The organism is Pseudomonas cremoricolorata DSM 17059 = NBRC 16634 (genome assembly GCF_000425745.1).
In the GTDB taxonomy this organism is placed as follows: domain Bacteria; phylum Pseudomonadota; class Gammaproteobacteria; order Pseudomonadales; family Pseudomonadaceae; genus Aquipseudomonas; species Aquipseudomonas cremoricolorata.
Genome location: NZ_AUEA01000001.1, coordinates 543,649 through 561,759, shown reverse-complemented (window position 1 = coordinate 561,759; position 18,111 = coordinate 543,649). Strand labels below are relative to the sequence as shown.

Below are 18,111 nucleotides of genomic sequence, written 5' to 3'. Positions count from 1 at the left end.
CCGAGGAACACGTAGGTGTGGTGGTCGACGATGTCGTGGCCTTGGCGGTTGAACTGGCCAGCCATGACCTTCTCGGCGATGGCGAAGCCGACCGCGTTGGCCAGGCCCTGGCCGAGCGGGCCGGTGGTGGTTTCGACGCCTGCGGTGTAGCCGAATTCCGGGTGGCCCGGGGTTCGGCTGTGCAGTTGGCGGAAGCCCTTGAGGTCATCGATGGACAGGTCGTAGCCGGTCAGGTGCAGCAGCGAGTAGATCAGCATCGAGCCGTGGCCGTTGGACAGCACGAAGCGGTCGCGGTCGGCGAAGTGCGGGTTGCTCGGGTTGTGCTTGAGGTAGTCGCGCCACAGCACTTCGGCGATATCCGCCATGCCCATCGGGGCCCCGGGGTGGCCGCTGTTGGCCTTTTGCACGGCATCCATGCTGAGGGCGCGGATGGCATTGGCACGTTCACGACGGCTGGGCATCGCTGGTCTCCTGAAAGCTTGGAAAAGGGGGGTATCACGGAAAAAGTCCGACATTTTCCCCCACGCGCAGGTATTGGGCAATCACGGATTTCGTGGAGCGGCAAGCTATCAGTTGCAAGCGGCAAGCCAGACCGTGCAACCCGTTAACTTTGTCTGAGCGCGCACGCCGGGCTTGCCGCCTGCCGCTAATAGCTTGCCGCTGGCGCCCCGCGCCAATATCAAAACTTTTTGATATTGCTGTTGCGGGCCACGCCTGCCGTGACTAGACTGCCGCCCCATGAACCTACCCGCGCAGCCTTTCCCCGAGCATTGCAGCGATGACCTGGCCGCCCTGTGCAAGGCCAGCGGCGATGTGCTGCGCCTGAACGTGCTGCGGGTACTGGTCAGCGATTCGTTCGGCGTGCTGGAGCTGGCGCAGATTTTCGATATCGGCCAGTCCGGCATGAGCCACCACCTCAAGGTGCTGGCCCAGGCCGGGTTGGTGGCCACGCGCCGGGAAGGCAACGCAATCTTCTATCGCCGCGCCCTGCCAGATACCGTACGTCTCGGCGGTCGCCTGCATGCGGCCCTGCTAGAGGAGGTCGACGGCCTGGCCCTTGGCGCCGATATCCAGCAACGCATCGTGCAGGTCCAGCAGCGTCGCGCCGCCACCAGCCAGGACTTTTTCCTGCGCGTGGAAGAGAAGTTTCGCGCCCAGCAAGACCTCATTGCCGGCCTGCCGCACTATCGTGAAAGCCTTTTGGCCCTGCTCGACAAACTGAGCTTCGCGCCCCAGGCCACAGCCTTGGAGGTCGGTCCCGGCGATGGCGGCTTTCTGCCCGACCTGGCCCGCCGCTTCGCCCAGGTCACGGCGCTCGACAACAGCCCGACCATGCTCGAACTGGCCCGCCAGTTGTGCCTGCGCGAAGGCCTCGACAACGTCGACCTGCAACTGGCCGACGCCTTGGACAGCAGCCAGGGTCAGGCCGACTGCGTGGTCCTGAACATGGTCCTGCACCACTTCAGCGACCCGGCCCTGGCCTTGCGCCGCCTCGCTTCGCGGGTCAACGCCGGCGGCAGCCTGCTGATCACCGAGCTGTGCAGCCACGATCAGGACTGGGCCCGCGACGCCTGCGGCGACCTGTGGCTGGGGTTCGAACAACACGATCTGGCCCGCTGGGCCAGCGCTGCCGGGCTGACCCCCGGCGAAAGCCTGTACGTGGGCCTGCGTAACGGCTTCCAGATTCAGGTCCGGCATTTCCAGCGGACCACTGCCAACACTTTCATCGGTACTTTCTAGGAACCCTTCGAGATGAGCGAATACTCCCTTTTCACGTCCGAGTCCGTGTCCGAAGGGCACCCGGATAAAATCGCCGACCAGATTTCCGACGCGATCCTCGACGCCATCATCACCCAAGACAAATACGCCCGCGTCGCCTGTGAAACCCTGGTCAAGACTGGCGTGGCGATCATCGCTGGCGAAGTTACCACCTCGGCCTGGGTCGACCTGGAAGACCTGGTGCGTAAAGTCATCGTCGACATCGGCTACAACAGCTCCGAGGTCGGCTTCGATGGCGCAACCTGCGCAGTGATGAACATCATCGGCAAACAGTCGGTGGACATCGCCCAAGGCGTCGACCGTTCCAAGCCCGAAGATCAGGGCGCAGGCGACCAGGGCCTGATGTTCGGCTACGCCAGCAATGAAACAGAAGTGCTGATGCCAGCGCCGATCTGTTTCTCGCACCGTCTGGTCGAGCGCCAGGCCGAAGCGCGCAAATCCGGCTTGCTGCCGTGGCTGCGTCCGGACGCCAAGTCGCAGGTCACCTGCCGCTACGAAGCCGGCAAAGTGGTCGGTATCGATGCGGTGGTGCTGTCGACCCAGCACAACCCGGACGTTTCCTACGCTGACCTGCGCGATGGCGTGATGGAACTGATCGTCAAGCACACGCTGCCGGCCGAGCTGCTGCACAAGGACACCCAGTTCCACATCAACCCGACCGGCAACTTCATCATCGGTGGCCCGGTGGGCGACTGCGGCCTGACCGGGCGCAAGATCATCGTCGACTCCTACGGCGGCATGGCTCGCCACGGTGGCGGCGCGTTCTCCGGTAAAGACCCATCGAAAGTCGACCGTTCCGCCGCCTACGCCGGCCGTTACGTGGCCAAGAACATCGTCGCTGCCGGCCTTGCCGACCGTTGTGAAATCCAGGTGTCGTACGCCATTGGCGTCGCCCAGCCAACGTCGATTTCGATCAACACCTTCGGCACCGGCAAGGTCTCCGACGCTCGTATCGTGCAGTTGGTGCGCGAGTGCTTCGACCTGCGCCCCTACGCCATCACCACCATGCTCGACCTGCTCCACCCGATGTACCAGGAGACCGCTGCCTACGGCCACTTCGGCCGTACCCCGCAGCAGAAGACCGTGGGTGACGACACCTTCACCACCTTCACCTGGGAACGCACCGACCGCGCCGAGCAACTGCGCGTCGCGGCTGGCTTGTAAGCCCAACCTGGGTTTCGCCAAAGCCCCTGCCGAGCGATCGGCGGGGGCTTTTTCATGCCAAACGTTTCGCCAGGCGAGTCCACAACAGCCCATAGACCTCGAATTCGACCGCATCGCTGATGCCGCCCGGCACCGCACAACTACCATGGCGAAGCACGTCGGAACTCAGAAATCCCTCAGGTTTTTCGGCATGCGCGTCGATGTAATGCAATGGAATGAGCCGCTGGGTGTCGTCCAGTGCGCAAAGCCTGAAGCGGCCCGCAACCTGTTCGCTCAGCGCCACCACGTAGATCGCGTAGTACTTGCGCAGTTGTTCCTGCGTGACGAACGGGTCGCCTGACCTGACCTTGTTTTCGGGTTGCAGATGGCTCAGTCCCTGGCCGATCTTCTCCCAATTGGCCCTCAGCCATCGTGGCTCGAAAGCCCGCAGACCCATTGCCTCGAGACGATGATGCATAGCCCTCTACTCCTGTTCGGGTGGTTTGCCGATAGCGCCCTCCTACTGCACCGGTTTCTGCGGCTTTTCCACAACTGGTAAAAATGTCAGGTGGCCCGGCATGGCTGCTCCTCCAGCGAGACAGGCTGGCGATCAGCAGCCTTGGGCAACTTCCGCTGACACTCGCATCCCGGCGGGTTCGCCTGCGCCGACTAGGCTGGCCCTTCCCCTGATGCCTGCAAGGAAGCCGGCCATGTTGCCCAAAGTCTTGATCGTCGTTGCCGTGTTCGCCTGTAGCGCGATCACCCGTGCCGACGATTGCCCCGACTGGTCTGCGCCAAGGGCCGCAAGCGAGGTCAGCGACCTGCGCCAGACCCTCACCCGCTGGGACGATCACTATCACCGCCAGGGCGTCGCCCTGGTCGACGACGAGGTGTACGACCAGGCCCGTCAGCACCTGCGCCACCTGCAACGGTGCTTCGCCCTGCCACAGCAGGACGATCCACTGGCAAGCGCAGGTGGCCCGCGGCCCCATCCCATTCCCCATACCGGCCTTATCAAGCTCGATGACGAGTCGGACGTGCGCCGGTGGCTGGATACCCGACGCGATGTCTGGCTACAGCCCAAGGTCGATGGCGTGGCGGTGACGTTGATCTACCGCGGCGGCACACTCGAGCAGTTGATCAGCCGCGGCAATGGCGTCAGCGGACACGATTGGAGCCGGCACCTGCCGATGCTCGAGGGCATTCATCGGACACTGCCCGAGCCGCTCGATCTGGTGCTGCACGGCGAGCTTTATCAGCGTCTGGATGAACATGTACAGGCCAGGGCGGGTAGCGTTGGCGCGCGTGGGGTGGTCGCCGGCTGGCTGGCGCGCAAACACCTGAGCGCCAGTGACGCGCAGCGCATTGCCCTGTTCGTCTGGGACTGGCCGCAAGGCCCCAACGAGCAGGCCCTGCGCTATCAGCGCCTGGCTGATCTGGGGTTTGTCGACACCCTGCGCTTCAGCGTGCCGGTCACAGGCTTGGATGAGGTCAGCCGCTGGCGCCAGCACTGGTACCGCCGCCCCTTGCCGTTCGCCAGTGACGGCGTGGTGCTGCGCCAGCAACACCGCCCGCCGGCCTCGCGCTGGCAAGCCCGGGCACCTCACTGGGTAGCCGCCTGGAAGTACCCGTTTCGCACGGTACTGGCGCAGGTGCGTGACGTGCGTTTCAGCATCGGTCGCAGTGGCCGCATCACACCGCTGGCGCTGTTGCAGCCGGTCACGCTCGATGATCGTCGCCTCAGCCAGGTCAGCCTCGGCTCACTGGCGCGCTGGCAGGCCCTCGATGTGCGCCCTGGCGATCAGGTGCACATCAGCCTGGCAGGGCTGATCATTCCACGCTTCGAGGGCGTCGTTCTTCGCGCCAGCGAGCGCGTGCCAGTGGTGCAGCCTGACCCTGCACAGTTTCACCCACTCAGTTGCTGGCGGGTCAGCGATACCTGCCGTGAGCAGTTCGTCGCGCGCCTGGCCTGGCTCAGCGGCAAGCAAGGGCTCAACCTGCCCAAGCTGGGTGCGGGCACCTGGCGGCGCCTGGTGGATGCGGGTGCGCTCCACGGGCTGCTCGACTGGCTCGAGCTGGACGAGTCGCGATTGCGGCAGATTCCCGGCATTGGCCTGGCGCGGGCTGCGCACCTTTCCGAAAGCTTTCGCCTGGCGCGCAGCCGCCCATTCGAGCAGTGGCTGCGCGCGCTGGGGGTGCCCGCCAGACCAACACAGGCGCTGCACGCAGACTGGCACAGCTTGGCTGCGCGTACGCTCAGCCAATGGCGGCAACAACCTGGGGTGAGCGCGCAGCGCGCCCGCCAGTTGCATGGGTTTTTCAGCGACGAACAGGTGAACGCACTGGCGCGGCAACTGGCCGATCATCAGGTGGATGGGTTTGGGTCAGTTGCGCTAAGGGCCGCACAATAGCGTTTGGCAACGTTTGGTGTCAGAAAAGCCTGAGTTATGGCCAGAAACCACTATCAAGGGTTTCTTAAAGCACAAAACCAAGGCAGGATTTCCCCCAACTTTTGCTACCCCGCCCCGTAAGGGAGGCTTTACATGAAACCGATATCCTCGCTCGTCCTGCTGACTACCCTCCTTCTCGGTGCCACTGGCGTCCAGGCTGCCCAGCCCGATGCCGGCCTGACCGGCTGCGCCGCCAAGCGCAGCGCTATCGAGAATCAGCTCAAGCAAGCGCGTGATCACGGCAACGCCAACCAGGCCGCCGGCCTGGAAAAGGCGCTCAAGGAAAATACCGACAACTGCACCGACGCCAGCCTGCGCAAAGAGCGCGAGCAAAAGGTGCTCGAGGCCCGCCACGAAGTGGCACAACGCACCAAGGACCTGGACAAGGCGATGAAGAAAGGCGACGCCGAGAAGATCAACAAGCGCAAGGAAAAGCTCGCTGAGTCGAAGAAAGAACTGCAAGACGCTGTCGACCAACTCGAGCGCTAAGGCACCAGACTGACGGCGTACTTCAGTGGTTGCGAAACTCCTGATGGCAGGCCTTGCAGGCCGCCTCGACCGCATCCATGGGCGCCTTCAGGCTGGCAGGTTGCAGTGCCTGCTGCCGGGTCTGCTCGCGCAGCACGGCGGTGCTGGCCTCCAACCGCCGGGCCAGGTCTTCGAATCGCGCCTGGCGCTGCCAGAGTTCGGGCCGGGCGCTGCTGTTGGCGCCTTCGGGCTGTTTGGCGAAATGCTGCCATGGTTCGTGCGCCAAGGTATCGAGCTTGACCGCACCCTCAGCGAAAGCGCCAGCGTCGAACGGCAGGCGGCCGCGCAACATGCCGCCAAGGTTTTCACTGGTGTGCAGCAGCTCTTTGAAAATTGCCTTGCGTTTGGCCACTGGCGAGTCGGGGTCGACTCGGTCGCAACCGGCAGTGATCAGGGTGATACAGAGGATTGCAGTGAAGCGCTTGTACATCCGCGAGCCTCGGGCTGAGAAAAAGGCCCGCCAGTATCACGGCCCACACCGCAAAGACCAATCCCTTACTGATTTCAGGGTCGAATTTCCCATTCACCCGTACAAGGACACCGCCCCATGAGTTCAACCCTGCGCCGCCTCACCGGCACCCTCACGGCCCTGGTACTGCTGGCCGGCTGCAACGGCGGCGACCAGGACAAGCCCGCGCCCCACGCCATCGCCACCTATGCCCCTGCCACCTGGAAAGACTTGCCTGCGGTCAGCGACAGCGACCTGCTGGCCGGCTTCACCACCTGGCGCCAAGGCTGCGAGAAACTCACCCGTGATCCGGCCTGGGCGCCGATCTGCCAGGCGGCCGCCACGCTGCCGAGCGAGCCGCAGGCGGTGCGCAGCTTCTTGCAGGAACACCTTGAGGTGTACGGCCTGCGCTCGGCGCAGAACCAGGCCAACGGCCTGATCACCGGGTACTACGAGCCGGTCTACCGCGGCAGCCTCGAGCAGACAGCCCAAGCCTCGGTGCCGGTGTACGGCATTCCTGACGACATGGTGGTGGTCGACCTCGCCAGTGTTTATCCGGAACTCAAGGGCAAGCGCCTGCGCGGTCGCCTCGAAGGCCGCGTGCTCAAGCCCTACGACACCGCCGAGGTCATCAGCCGCGACGGCGTCAGCGCACCGGTGCTGGCCTGGCTGACCGACCCGATGGACCTGCAATTCCTGCAAATCCAGGGTTCGGGGCGAGTGCAGCTGGAGGACGGCCGGCAACTGCGCCTGGGCTACGCCGACCAGAACGGCCACCCCTATCGTCCCATCGGCCGTTGGCTGGTCGAGCAGGGTGGATTGACCAAGGACCAGGTGAGCATGGGCGCCATTCATGACTGGGCCCAGGCACATCCGCAGCGCGTACCGGAGCTGCTCGCCAGCAACCCCAGCTACGTGTTCTTCAGCGCTCGGCCAGACAGCAACGAAGGCCCTCGCGGCTCGCTCAACGTGCCGCTGACTGCCGGCTACAGCGTGGCCATCGACCGCAAGGTGATTCCGCTGGGCAGCCTGCTGTGGCTGTCGACCACGCGACCCGACGGCAGCCCCGTGGTACGCCCGGTGGGCGCTCAGGATACCGGTGGCGCCATCACCGGCGAAGTGCGTGCCGACCTGTTCTGGGGCACCGGACCCGAAGCCGGCGAGCTGGCCGGCAACATGAAGCAGCAAGGGCAGATCTGGATGCTCTGGCCCAAAGGTCAGCCGCTGCCGGACGTGCCCAAGGTGCCGTGATTCACACCGAGACGACGAAGAAACTGACGGTCAATATCAGGCCTGCGAAGTATGCCAGTGAGCGCAGCGCCGCCAGGTCGGCCATGTAGCAGAGGATGAACAGCAGGCGGCTGGTGATGTACAGCACACCCAGGACATCCTGGGTGACTTGCTCGGCATTGCCGACCACATCGGCCACCAGCACCGCAGCCGCGAACGCCGGGAAGGTCTCGAAGCCGTTCTGCTGCGCCGAGTGCAGACGCCGTGGCAGGCCAGACAATGTGTCGAGAAACGCTCGCGGGTCGTGGTTTTCACGAAAACCAAAACGGCCACTGCTGAGCTTGGCACCCAGTGCACACAGCGGCGGCAAGAACATGGCGAACAGAATGCACCAGAGGGCGACGGTCATAGCGAAAACTCCACGATCAAGGGGTCAGAACTTCATTACCAATACGCCAGCCAGGACCAGCCCGCAGGCCAGAAGTCTAGGGCCGCCGAACGGTTCCTTCAAATAGCGCATACCCAGCAGCACCACCAGAATCACACTCAACTCGCGCAGCGCAGCCGCCTCGGCGATCGAGCCCAGGTGCATGGCCCACAGCACCAGGGCATAGCTGAGCAACACGCATACACCCACTGCCAGCCCCAGCCGCCACTGACTACGCCAGAACGCGGTGAATGCTGTGCGGCGAGTCGACCCGGCAATCAGCGGAAACGGCAGTGAGCAGCATAGCGTCAGCCATACCAGGTAATCCCAAGGCTTGCCCCAGCGCTGCACGGCCTGACCGTCGAACCAGGTGTAGCAGCCGATGCACAAGCCGATCAGCGCCACCACCGGCAGCATCGACCAAGGCAGGCGATCACCGCCACCGCCCTGCCACAACAGGCACGCCATGCCACATGGAATCAGCAGAATGCCGATGATCTGCTGGCCGCTCAGGCTTTCGCCAGCGAACAGCAAGGTCAACGCCAGCACCACCAACGGCGACGTACCGCGCATCAGCGGGTAGATCAGCCCTAGGTCGCCCACCCGATACGCCTGGATCAACAGAATACGGTAGAGCAGCTCGGCCAACGCCGAGGCGGCCAGCCACGACCAGATATCGGCCGGCGGCGGCTCGACCATGGCCAGCAGCGGCAGAGCGAAGATCAGCCCCACCATGTCCATGCAGGCAATCACCAGCCAGCGCTCGCCGCTGAACTTGATCAAGGTGTTCCAGGTGGCATGCAGAACCGCAGCGATCAGTACCAGAGACGTTGCCAACACCGTGCACAGCTCCTTGAACCGTTGAGAAGTAAGCAGATATTTCGAGCGCTACCTTACCGCGACTCACCGCAGGTTGCAGGCGTTATGCCGCCTGCAAACGGAACGATGATGAGTTTTCTGGTCAGAGCATGTGCCCGACCACGCGGTCAGATCATCAAACAACACTCCCGGGACCATTCGGGTTTCGACTTGGAAGCCACTGCCACAGGATTCAGGATGCTTGAACTCGTTGCTGCGTTTATCTGCTTGACCACCCTCCTCACCTATGTGAACTACCGTTTCATCGGCCTGCCCCCGGCCATTGGCGTGATGGTCACCGCCCTGGTGTTCTCGCTGATCATTCAGGGGCTGAGCTTCATCGGCTTCCCTGGCCTGGAAGAACGGGTCGAAGGCCTGATGAACCAGATCGACTTCAACGACCTGCTGATGCACTGGATGCTGTCGTTCCTGCTGTTCGCCGGCGCCCTGCACGTGAACCTCGGCGACCTGCGCAGCTACCGCTGGCCGATCGGCCTGTTGGCAACCGTCGGTGTGTTGATCGCCACGGTGGTGATCGGCCTGCTCGCGCATTGGGTGTTCGCCCTGTTCGGCTGGCAGGTCAGCCTGATCTACTGCCTGCTGTTCGGCGCGCTGATCTCGCCAACCGACCCCATCGCCGTGCTCGGCGCGCTGCGTACCGCCAACGCCCCGAAACCGCTGAAAACCACCATCGTCGGTGAGTCGCTGTTCAATGACGGCACCGCAGTGGTGGTGTTCACCGTGCTGCTGGGCATCGCCCAGCTCGGCGAAACGCCGAGCGTGGCCGATACCGCGATGCTGTTCCTGCGCGAAGCGGTCGGCGGCGCGCTGTTCGGTGGCCTGATCGGTTACGCCACCTACCGCATGATCAAAGGCATCGAGCAGTACCAGGTCGAGGTCATGCTGACACTGGCGCTGGTGATCGGCGGTTCTGTGATGTGCTACGAGCTGCACGTTTCGGCACCGATCGCCATGGTCGTGGCCGGTCTGATCATCGGCAACCTGGGCCGTAACCTGGCGATGAACGACATGACCCGGCGCTACATGGACGGCTTCTGGGAACTGATCGACGACATGCTCAACGCCCTGCTGTTCGCCCTGATCGGCCTGGAGCTGTTGCTGCTGCCGTTCAACTGGCTGCACCTGGCCGCCGGCAGCGTGCTGGCGATCGCGGTACTGGCCTCGCGCCTGCTGACCGTGGCGCCGGCCATTCTGCTGTTGCGCCGCTGGCGCAGCGTGCCCAAGGGCACCATCCGCGTGCTCACCTGGGGCGGCCTGCGCGGCGGTGTTTCGGTAGCCTTGGCGCTGTCGCTGCCAGCCGGCGAAGAACGCGACCTGCTGCTGTCGATCACCTACATCGTGGTGCTGTCGTCGATTCTGATTCAGGGTCTGACGGTGGGCGGCGTGGTGCGCAGGGTGAGCGAACAGCCGTAAAAAAAGGGGCCGCGCAATGCGGCCCCTTCGCTATTCACTCCACCGAACCGTCGGGGAACTGATCTTCCACGTACTTGATGTGCGTACGCCCATGGGCCGCCGGCAGGCCGTCTTCGCCGAGGTTGACGAAGACCATGCGGTCGACGGTGAGGATGCTCTTGCGGGTGATCTTGTTGCGCACTTCACAGCGCAGGGTGATCGAGGTGCGGCCGAACTCGGTGGCGGTGATGCCCAGCTCGATGATGTCGCCCTTGCGCGAGGCGCTGACGAAGTTGATTTCCGACATGTACTTGGTCACCACGCGCTGGTTGCCCAGCTGGACGATGGCGTAGATCGCGGCCTCTTCGTCGATCCAGCGCAGCAGGCTGCCGCCGAACAAGGTGCCGTTGGGGTTGAGGTCTTCGGGCTTTACCCACTTGCGGGTGTGGAAATTCATCGGGACTCCTGAACGCCGAGTTAACGTCGGACCATCATGGCAGAGCGGCTGACGTGACTCCATCGACCCTCGACCATGGTCTCGATCAATTCGACAGAAAACCTTGGGCTAAGTGCTCGGCGCGGCTATAATCTGCGCCGTTTCACATGGTCGCCCACAGCGGCGCCATGCCCGCCACCTGTCCGAGGGGCGCTGCAGCAGGTTCTCCTGTCAGGCTCGGATGGGGCGTTGTCCGCGCATGCGGACGCCAAGGCGCTGAGTGAACGGTCTTGAGCGAAGGTCAGGCAAGGCGAAAACAGCCGAGAACGCGGAATGCACTGAAAGTACATGAGCATTTCGAGGGTGTTTTCAACGCAGCATGACCGAGCCTCGAGGCTGTTCAGGCGGCGCCAAAACGCACAACGGCGCCCATTCGACTATTACGAATGGAGGCTCTTCATGAGCGCTGTAAACACGCCTGCCGGTTTTGCCGATTTCAAGGTCGCCGACATTTCCCTGGCCGATTGGGGCCGCAAGGAAGTCATCATCGCCGAGTCGGAAATGCCCGCGCTGATGGGCCTGCGCCGCAAGTACCAGGCCGAGCAACCGCTCAAGGGCGCGAAGATCATCGGCTGCATCCACATGACCATCCAGACCGCCGTGCTGATCGAAACTCTGGTCGCGCTGGGCGCCGAAGTGCGCTGGTCGTCGTGCAACATCTTCTCCACCCAGGACCAGGCCGCTGCTGCCATCGCCGCTGCCGGTGTTCCGGTGTTCGCCTGGAAAGGCGAGACCGAGCAGGAATACGAGTGGTGCATCGAGCAGACCATCCTCAAGGACGGTCAGCCCTGGGACGCCAACATGGTGCTGGACGACGGCGGTGACCTCACCGAAATCCTGCACAAGAAATACCCGGCCATGCTCGACAAGATCCACGGCGTGACCGAGGAGACCACCACCGGCGTACACCGTCTGCTCGACATGCTGGCCAAGGGCGAGCTGAAAGTCCCGGCGATCAACGTCAACGACTCGGTCACCAAGAGCAAGAACGACAACAAGTACGGCTGCCGTCACAGCCTCAACGACGCCATCAAGCGCGGCACCGACCACCTGCTGTCGGGCAAGCAGGCCCTGGTGATCGGCTACGGCGACGTGGGCAAGGGTTCGGCGCAGTCGCTGCGTCAGGAAGGCATGATCGTCAAGGTCACCGAAGTCGACCCGATCTGCGCCATGCAAGCGTGCATGGACGGTTTCGAGCTGGTCTCGCCGTTCAAGGATGGCATCAACACCGGCACCGAAGCCGGCATCAATGCCGACCTGCTGGGCCGCATCGACCTGATCGTCACCACCACCGGTAACGTCAACGTCTGCGACGCCAACATGCTCAAGGCCCTGAAGAAGCGCGCCGTGGTGTGCAACATCGGCCACTTCGACAACGAAATCGACACCGCCTTCATGCGCAAGAACTGGGCGTGGGAAGAGGTCAAGCCGCAGGTGCACAAGATCCACCGCACCGGCGCCGGCACCTTCGACCCGCAGAACGATGACTACCTGATCCTGCTGGCCGAAGGCCGTCTGGTGAACCTGGGCAATGCCACCGGTCACCCGAGCCGCATCATGGACGGTTCGTTCGCCAACCAGGTCCTGGCTCAGATCTTCCTGTTCGAGCAGAAATATGCCGAACTGGACGCAGGCAAAAAGGCCGAGCGCCTGACCGTCGAAGTACTGCCCAAGAAGCTCGACGAAGAAGTGGCCCTGGAAATGGTCCGCGGCTTCGGCGGCGTGGTCACCCAACTGACCCCGCAGCAGGCCGAATACATCGGCGTCACCGTCGACGGCCCGTTCAAGCCTGACGCTTACCGGTACTAAGCTGCGAGCTTGAAGCTGTAAGCGGCAAGCGAGAGCGCCGCCTGCAGCTTCACCGCCGAAACCTGAACGATGCACAGCCGGATCGCACCACGCCGATCCGGCTTTCACTTGCAGCTTGAAGCTTGAAACTTGTAGCTCCAGAGCCTGCTGCTGGGAGAAGCCCCGATGTCCCAAGAACGCCGCTACAGCTTCGAGTTCTTTCCGACCAAGACCGAAGCCGGCCATGACAAGCTGATCAGCGTTGCCCGTCAGCTGGCCACCTACAACCCCGACTTCTTTTCCTGCACCTACGGCGCAGGCGGTTCGACCCGCGACCGTACGCTGAACACCGTGCTGCAGCTGGAAAGCGAAGTGAAAATTCCCGCCGCCCCGCACCTGTCGTGCGTTGGCGACACCAAAGCCGAACTGCGTGCACTGATCGGCGAGTACAAGGACGCCGGCATCAAGCGCATCGTCGCACTGCGCGGTGACCTGCCCTCGGGCATGGGCATGGCCTCCGGCGAGCTGCGCCATGCCAGCGACCTGGTGCAGTTCATCCGCGAGGAAACCGGTGATCACTTCCACATCGAAGTGGCCGCCTACCCCGAGATGCACCCCCAGGCGCAGAACTTCGAGTCCGACCTGAAGAACTTCGCCACCAAGGTCAAGGCCGGTGCCGACAGCGCCATTACCCAGTATTTCTTCAACCCCGACAGCTATTTCTACTTCGTCGAACGGGTGCAGAAGCTGGGCGTCGACATCCCGCTGGTGCCGGGCATCATGCCGATCACCAACTACAGCAAGCTGGCGCGTTTCTCCGATGCCTGTGGTGCCGAGCTGCCGCGCTGGGTGCGCAAGCAACTGGAAGCCTATGGCGATGACGCCGCAAGCATCCAGGCCTTTGGTGAAGAAGTCATCACCCGCATGTGCGAACAACTGCTGCAAGGCGGCGCACCGGGCCTGCACTTCTACACCCTGAACCAGGCCGAGCCGAGCCTGGCGGTGTGGAACAACCTGCAACTGCCACGCTGACCTCGCCCTGGCACCGCTTGCACCCACCGCAACCGCCCAAGCCCTGGCAGCGGCGGTTGCGGTGCAGGTGTCCGAGGAAAGTGCAGAGCAGTTTTGCATGTGCCTGTTGCGCGCGCCGTCGATGGCCTCGCGCAACATCCCGCGCAATCACCTGGTGACGCTTCTGTTGCGCTGTTCACAGCGCGGGCATCTGCCTTCCGGGCATGGCTGGTCATCGGCAGATGACCCGCGTACTCTGCCGCCATGTCCAAGATCCTCCCCCTGATCGGTATCGTGCTGCTGATCTGCCTGAGCCCGCTGGCCCAGGCAGAACGTTTGCGCATCGTCAGCGATGACTGGGCGCCTTACATCTATCAGGACAACGGCCAGCCCCATGGCCTCCACTTCGAGGTGGCCAGCGAAGTGTTCAAACGCCTGGGCGTGGAGGTCGACTGGGTGTTCATGCCATGGAAGCGCTGCCTGGCGATGGTCGAGCAGGGTCAGGCCGATGGCATTCTCGGGCTGTTCAAGCTGCCCGAGCGTGAGTCGTTCATTCTGTATCCCGATGAGCCGCTGTCGCAGGTCGAATTCGTTCTGTTCCAGTCGCGCGCGCGCCCTCATGAGGTACGTACGCTGGATGACCTCAACGGCCTGACCATCGGCACCTCACCCGGTTACAACTACAGTGCCGAGTTCAACGAGGCCAAGGGCTTTCGCCGTGAGCCGGCGCCTACCCATATGTCGAATTTCGGCAAACTTGCGCTCGGACGCATCGATCTGTTGGTAACCGATCGCCATGTCGGCCAATACCTGCTGCACCAGCTGCAACTCGATGAGCAGATCGAAGCCTTGCCGCTGCTCATCGACAGCAAGCCGCAATACCTGGGCCTGGCGCGCAAACCGGGACGTGAGCAGTTGGCTCAGGCGTTCGCCGAGGCCCTGCAGCGTTTCAAGCAAGAGCCGGCGTATCAGGCGATCGTGCAGCGTTATGCCGACACCCCTGAAAGTTTTCCACGCACCGTTGAGCACCACGAACACGGCACGCGCTGAATGCTCTGTTATACTCGGGCCTTCCCGCCCGGCTCACGCCCGGACGCTCGGCCTCGTAACAGGCATCCCGATCGGCAGTTGCGCACCCCAGGTGCCCCCGCCGCTTCCTCGATGCGCAGTGCATGCCAAGCTGGACCGGACGCGATCGCATTCCCTCAGATGCCCGTCGCGCCAGGCAGATCACCCCATCGGGCCCAGCCCCCACGAGAACAGGATTGCCCATGTCCTTTGCTTCCCTCGGTCTCTCCGAGGCACTTGTCCGCGCTATCGAGGCCGCGGGCTATACCCAGCCAACTCCCGTGCAACAGCGGGCCATTCCCGCCGTGTTGCAAGGCCGCGACCTGATGGTCGCCGCCCAGACGGGTACTGGTAAAACCGGCGGCTTCGCCCTGCCGATCCTCGAGCGCCTGTTTCCAGCAGGTCACCCCGACAAATCCAAGCGCCACGGCCCCCGCCAGCCACGGGTTCTGGTGCTCACCCCGACCCGCGAACTGGCCGCCCAGGTGCACGACAGCTTCAAGCTGTATGCCCGCGACCTGAGCCTGGTCAGTACCTGCATCTTCGGCGGCGTCGGCATGAACCCGCAGGTGCAGGCCATGGCCAAGGGCGTCGACGTGCTGGTGGCCTGCCCCGGTCGTCTGCTCGACCTCGCCGGCCAAGGCAGCGTCGACCTGTCCCATGTGGAAATCCTCGTGCTCGATGAAGCCGACCGCATGCTCGACATGGGCTTCATCCACGACGTCAAGAAGGTCCTGGCCCGCCTGCCGGCCAAGCGCCAGAACCTGCTGTTCTCGGCCACCTTCTCGAAAGACATCACCGACCTGGCCGACAAACTGCTGCACAACCCCGAACGCATCGAGGTCACGCCGCCGAACACCACGGTCGAGCGCATCGAGCAGCGCATCTTCCGCCTGCCGTCGGGCCACAAGCGCGCGCTGCTGGCGCACCTGATCACCCAGGGTGCCTGGGAACAGGTGCTGGTCTTCACCCGTACCAAGCACGGCGCCAACCGCCTGGCCGAGTACCTCGAAAAACACGGCCTGCCGGCTGCCGCGATCCACGGCAACAAGAGCCAGAACGCGCGCACCAAGGCGCTCGCCGACTTCAAGGCCAACAGCGTCCGCGTGCTGGTCGCCACCGATATCGCCGCGCGCGGCCTGGACATCGACCAACTGCCCCACGTGGTCAACTTCGAGCTGCCCAACGTCGAAGAAGACTACGTTCACCGCATCGGCCGTACTGGCCGTGCCGGCCGCTCCGGTGAAGCCATTTCCCTGGTCGCGCCGGACGAAGAAAAACTGCTCAAGAGCATCGAGCGGGTCACCCGGCAGAAGATCGCCGACGGCGACACCATGGGCTTCGATGCCAGCCAGATCGAAGCGGAAAAGCCGGAAGTGCGTGAACGTCCACAGGCCAATGGCCGTGGCGGGCGCAATGGCCAGAGCCGCGGCGATGGCGCCACTGCCAGCAATGGCGGGCGCAAGGACAAAGGCAAGGATAAAGGCAAGGGCCGTCAGCAGTCGGCGGAAAAGCCTGCCGAGAAGGCCAAGTCCGGCGAGCGTCAGGCGCAGCAACCGCGCAAGCCACGCGATGCCAAGACACCCCGCCCGCAGAAGTCGGCCCAGGCCAGCACTTCAGCTGCCGACGGTAACCGCGACCCGGAAGTCTTCCTCGACGATGACATAGACAACTTCGGCAACCGTGCCGACTACGTCAGCCCATACCAGAATGCCAAGAACTCCGGCCGTCAGCGCCGTCCCGGCAGCTCTTCCGGCCAGGGTCAGCAGCAAGGTAGCGGCCAGCCGCGCAACCAGAACGGTGGTCAACCGCGCTCAGGCGGTCAGCGTGGCGCTGGCGGTGCCAACAGCGGGGGCGAAAAACGCCGCAACAACAACGGCGGCGGCGCTGCCCGTGGCCGTCGCGAAGACACCACTCGCCAGGAACCGGCGGTGCGCAACCCGCGTGAGTCGCAGCAACAGCCGGTGATCATCCGCAAGGAATCCAAGCTCGATCGCTACCCCACGCCCGAGCAGCTCGAAGACGCACCAAGCCGCCCACGCGGTGAGCGTCCGGCGCTGCTGACCCGCAAGGGCTAAGCCGCAAGGCCCGATAAAAAAATCCGATGCCAGCAACTGGCATCGGATTTTTTTGTCCGCAGTAGCGGGGTGCAACGGTGCACCCCGCGCTGCGCGCCTTACTTCTGCTTCACACCTTCGACACTGATATCCAGGTCGAGGGTCTGCGAAGTCGGACCTGGACCTTTGATGCCGAAGTCGCTCAGGGTCAGCGTGGTGGTGGCATTGAAGCCGGCACGCTCGCCGCCCCATGGGTCTTTGCCTTCACCGTTGAACACGGCCTTGAAGGTAACCGGCTTGGTCACACCGTGCAGGGTCAGGTCGCCAGTGACGTCGGCGGTCTTGTCGCCGGTGGACTTGACTGCGGTGGAGACGAACTTGGCGTCCGGGTATTTCTTCACGTCGAGGAAGTCGGCGCTGGCGATGTGCTTGTCACGCTCGGCGTGGTTGGACCACAGGCTGGCGGTTTTCAGGTCGACGCTGATCTTGCTCGCCTCGGGCTTGGCGCTGTCCCAGGAGAAGTTACCGTCGAAGTCCTTGAAGGTACCGTGGATGAAGCTGTAACCCAGGTGGCTGATCTTCCAGTCGACGAAGGCGTGCTGGCCTTCCTTGTCGATCTTGTAGTCGGCGGCCATGGCCTGACCCGCAGCGAACAGGGCAGTACCGAGCGCCAGTGCGGCAAACGTCTTTTTCAACATCCTTTGATTCCTTCCGTTGCATTTTTGGGAGTGAGTCACGCTTTGCGGCCCAGCATACGCAGAAGGGTCGCGTCACGGTCGATGAAGTGATGCTTGAGTGCTGCCAGGCCATGCAGGCCGGCGAAGATCACCAACCCCCAGGCCAGGTAGAAATGAACTTCGCCGGCGATGTCCGCCTGATCAGGCAGGTTGCTGACCAGTGCCGGCACATGGAACAGCTCGAACACGGGAATGCCGACACCGTCGGCGGTGGAGATCAGGTAACCGGCGATCATCACCGCGAACAGGCCCACATAGAGAAGTCCGTGTCCCGCCTTGGCCGCCAGCCGGGTGAAGCGGCCGTGACTGGCGGGTGAAGGCGGCGGCGGGCTGATCAGACGCCACACAACCCGCACCAGCATCACCGCCAGCAGCACCAGCCCTATGCTTTTGTGCAGGTCAGGGCCAGCCTTGCGCCACGGGTCGTAGTAGTCGAGACCGACCATCCACAGGCCCAGGCCGAACAGGCTGAAAACCGTCAGCGCCACACCCCAGTGCAGCACGATGCTGATGGCCCCGTAACGCGATGATGAGTTGCGCAGTTGCATGGTGCTGAAATTCCCCGTGAGAGCTGTGCCAAGACTACCGTCAAACGTATCGAATAAAAGCAGAAAAAACTGCTCTGAAATATCGAATAAAACGATAGTAATTGTTCACGGACGTTATTAAGGAAACGTT

At 63.4% G+C, this 18,111-nt stretch carries 17 protein-coding genes, 1 pseudogene and 1 riboswitch; of the genes and pseudogenes, 10 read left to right on the top strand and 8 right to left on the bottom strand.

What is annotated here, in order from left to right:
* Window positions 1-461 (bottom strand): annotated as a pseudogene (locus tag H618_RS0102515) (transketolase); the annotation flags it as partial.
* A 277-nt stretch (window positions 462-738) separates the two neighbouring features.
* On the opposite strand from H618_RS0102515, the gene H618_RS0102510 reads away from it, so the two are divergent.
* Window positions 739-1,740, top strand: coding sequence for an ArsR/SmtB family transcription factor (locus H618_RS0102510; RefSeq protein WP_028693567.1), 1,002 nt, complete (start codon window positions 739-741; stop codon window positions 1,738-1,740).
* 12 nt (window positions 1,741-1,752) lie between these two features.
* Entirely contained in the window at window positions 1,753-2,943 is a 1,191-nt protein-coding gene (gene metK / locus H618_RS0102505; protein WP_028693566.1) for a methionine adenosyltransferase, read from the top strand.
* A 52-nt stretch (window positions 2,944-2,995) separates the two neighbouring features.
* Here the strand turns inward: metK and H618_RS0102500 are convergent, their stop codons facing one another.
* Window positions 2,996-3,400: a hypothetical protein gene (locus tag H618_RS0102500; RefSeq protein ID WP_154660605.1), complete on the bottom strand. Its 405-nt coding sequence runs from the start codon at window positions 3,398-3,400 to the stop codon at window positions 2,996-2,998.
* A 235-nt stretch (window positions 3,401-3,635) separates the two neighbouring features.
* Between H618_RS0102500 and ligB the strand changes: the two genes are divergently transcribed.
* Together ligB and H618_RS0102490 are read left to right on the top strand one after the other, a co-directional pair.
* Window positions 3,636-5,333 (top strand): NAD-dependent DNA ligase LigB, encoded by a 1,698-nt coding sequence (gene ligB, locus H618_RS0102495; protein ID WP_028693564.1) that lies wholly within the window; start codon window positions 3,636-3,638, stop codon window positions 5,331-5,333.
* Between the two features lie 132 nt (window positions 5,334-5,465).
* Complete coding sequence (locus tag H618_RS0102490; protein ID WP_028693563.1) at window positions 5,466-5,861, top strand: DUF1090 domain-containing protein; 396 nt, start codon at window positions 5,466-5,468, stop codon at window positions 5,859-5,861.
* 22 nt (window positions 5,862-5,883) lie between these two features.
* On the opposite strand, the gene H618_RS0102485 is transcribed toward H618_RS0102490, so the two are convergent.
* Complete coding sequence (locus H618_RS0102485) at window positions 5,884-6,330, bottom strand: c-type cytochrome (protein WP_028693562.1); 447 nt, start codon at window positions 6,328-6,330, stop codon at window positions 5,884-5,886.
* Window positions 6,331-6,447: 117 nt separating this feature from the next.
* Here H618_RS0102485 and mltA point away from each other — a divergent pair, with 117 nt between their 5' ends.
* The gene (mltA, locus tag H618_RS0102480; protein ID WP_028693561.1) at window positions 6,448-7,599 is read left to right on the top strand and encodes a murein transglycosylase A; all 1,152 of its coding nucleotides are present in this window, start codon (window positions 6,448-6,450) and stop codon (window positions 7,597-7,599) included.
* 1 nt (window position 7,600) lies between these two features.
* On the opposite strand, the gene H618_RS0102475 is transcribed toward mltA, so the two are convergent.
* Window positions 7,601-7,987: an MAPEG family protein gene (locus tag H618_RS0102475; RefSeq protein ID WP_028693560.1), complete on the bottom strand. Its 387-nt coding sequence runs from the start codon at window positions 7,985-7,987 to the stop codon at window positions 7,601-7,603.
* A gap of 24 nt (window positions 7,988-8,011) precedes the next feature.
* On the bottom strand, window positions 8,012-8,845 hold the full coding sequence (locus H618_RS0102470; protein ID WP_028693559.1) for an EamA family transporter: 834 nt from the start codon (window positions 8,843-8,845) through the stop codon (window positions 8,012-8,014).
* Between the two features lie 216 nt (window positions 8,846-9,061).
* On the opposite strand from H618_RS0102470, the gene H618_RS0102465 reads away from it, so the two are divergent.
* Window positions 9,062-10,297, top strand: a complete 1,236-nt coding sequence (locus H618_RS0102465) for a cation:proton antiporter (protein WP_028693558.1) — start codon at window positions 9,062-9,064, stop codon at window positions 10,295-10,297.
* A 34-nt stretch (window positions 10,298-10,331) separates the two neighbouring features.
* Here H618_RS0102465 and H618_RS0102460 read toward each other — a convergent pair whose 3' ends face one another.
* Window positions 10,332-10,733 carry an acyl-CoA thioesterase gene (locus H618_RS0102460; RefSeq protein ID WP_028693557.1) on the bottom strand — a complete coding sequence of 134 codons (402 nt, stop codon included), beginning with the start codon at window positions 10,731-10,733 and terminating at the stop codon, window positions 10,332-10,334.
* Between the two features lie 178 nt (window positions 10,734-10,911).
* Window positions 10,912-10,998, top strand: a riboswitch (S-adenosyl-L-homocysteine riboswitch).
* 173 nt (window positions 10,999-11,171) lie between these two features.
* Here H618_RS0102460 and ahcY point away from each other — a divergent pair.
* The 4 genes from ahcY (at window position 11,172) to rhlE2 (ending at window position 16,717) form a co-directional block, all read left to right on the top strand.
* Window positions 11,172-12,581, top strand: a complete 1,410-nt coding sequence (gene ahcY / locus H618_RS0102455; RefSeq protein WP_028693556.1) for an adenosylhomocysteinase — start codon at window positions 11,172-11,174, stop codon at window positions 12,579-12,581.
* Window positions 12,582-12,746: 165 nt separating this feature from the next.
* On the top strand, window positions 12,747-13,592 hold the full coding sequence (metF, locus tag H618_RS0102450; RefSeq protein ID WP_028693555.1) for a methylenetetrahydrofolate reductase [NAD(P)H]: 846 nt from the start codon (window positions 12,747-12,749) through the stop codon (window positions 13,590-13,592).
* 243 nt (window positions 13,593-13,835) lie between these two features.
* A complete protein-coding gene (locus H618_RS0102445; RefSeq protein ID WP_028693554.1) occupies window positions 13,836-14,621 on the top strand; it encodes a substrate-binding periplasmic protein in 786 nt (261 codons plus the stop codon).
* 221 nt (window positions 14,622-14,842) lie between these two features.
* Window positions 14,843-16,717 carry an RNA helicase RhlE2 gene (gene rhlE2, locus H618_RS0102440; RefSeq protein WP_028693553.1) on the top strand — a complete coding sequence of 625 codons (1,875 nt, stop codon included), beginning with the start codon at window positions 14,843-14,845 and terminating at the stop codon, window positions 16,715-16,717.
* A gap of 98 nt (window positions 16,718-16,815) precedes the next feature.
* Here the strand turns inward: rhlE2 and H618_RS0102435 are convergent, their stop codons facing one another.
* Window positions 16,816-17,394, bottom strand: a complete 579-nt coding sequence (locus H618_RS0102435; protein ID WP_028693552.1) for a YceI family protein — start codon at window positions 17,392-17,394, stop codon at window positions 16,816-16,818.
* A gap of 35 nt (window positions 17,395-17,429) precedes the next feature.
* Window positions 17,430-17,981, bottom strand: a complete 552-nt coding sequence (locus H618_RS0102430; RefSeq protein WP_028693551.1) for a cytochrome b — start codon at window positions 17,979-17,981, stop codon at window positions 17,430-17,432.
* Window positions 17,982-18,111 lie beyond the last annotated feature (130 nt).

What these genes read in the sequence shown, in the direction of transcription:
- H618_RS0102510 (WP_028693567.1), top strand. Translation starts at nt 739, where the DNA reads ATGAACCTACCCGCGCAGCCTTTCCCCGAGCATTGCAGCGATGACCTG.
- metK (WP_028693566.1), top strand. Translation starts at nt 1,753, where the DNA reads ATGAGCGAATACTCCCTTTTCACGTCCGAGTCCGTGTCCGAAGGGCAC.
- H618_RS0102500 (WP_154660605.1), bottom strand. Translation starts at nt 3,400, where the DNA reads ATGCATCATCGTCTCGAGGCAATGGGTCTGCGGGCTTTCGAGCCACGA.
- H618_RS0102490 (WP_028693563.1), top strand. Translation starts at nt 5,466, where the DNA reads ATGAAACCGATATCCTCGCTCGTCCTGCTGACTACCCTCCTTCTCGGT.
- H618_RS0102485 (WP_028693562.1), bottom strand. Translation starts at nt 6,330, where the DNA reads ATGTACAAGCGCTTCACTGCAATCCTCTGTATCACCCTGATCACTGCC.
- mltA (WP_028693561.1), top strand. Translation starts at nt 6,448, where the DNA reads ATGAGTTCAACCCTGCGCCGCCTCACCGGCACCCTCACGGCCCTGGTA.
- H618_RS0102475 (WP_028693560.1), bottom strand. Translation starts at nt 7,987, where the DNA reads ATGACCGTCGCCCTCTGGTGCATTCTGTTCGCCATGTTCTTGCCGCCG.
- H618_RS0102465 (WP_028693558.1), top strand. Translation starts at nt 9,062, where the DNA reads ATGCTTGAACTCGTTGCTGCGTTTATCTGCTTGACCACCCTCCTCACC.
- H618_RS0102460 (WP_028693557.1), bottom strand. Translation starts at nt 10,733, where the DNA reads ATGAATTTCCACACCCGCAAGTGGGTAAAGCCCGAAGACCTCAACCCC.
- ahcY (WP_028693556.1), top strand. Translation starts at nt 11,172, where the DNA reads ATGAGCGCTGTAAACACGCCTGCCGGTTTTGCCGATTTCAAGGTCGCC.
- metF (WP_028693555.1), top strand. Translation starts at nt 12,747, where the DNA reads ATGTCCCAAGAACGCCGCTACAGCTTCGAGTTCTTTCCGACCAAGACC.
- H618_RS0102445 (WP_028693554.1), top strand. Translation starts at nt 13,836, where the DNA reads ATGTCCAAGATCCTCCCCCTGATCGGTATCGTGCTGCTGATCTGCCTG.
- rhlE2 (WP_028693553.1), top strand. Translation starts at nt 14,843, where the DNA reads ATGTCCTTTGCTTCCCTCGGTCTCTCCGAGGCACTTGTCCGCGCTATC.
- H618_RS0102435 (WP_028693552.1), bottom strand. Translation starts at nt 17,394, where the DNA reads ATGTTGAAAAAGACGTTTGCCGCACTGGCGCTCGGTACTGCCCTGTTC.
- H618_RS0102430 (WP_028693551.1), bottom strand. Translation starts at nt 17,981, where the DNA reads ATGCAACTGCGCAACTCATCATCGCGTTACGGGGCCATCAGCATCGTG.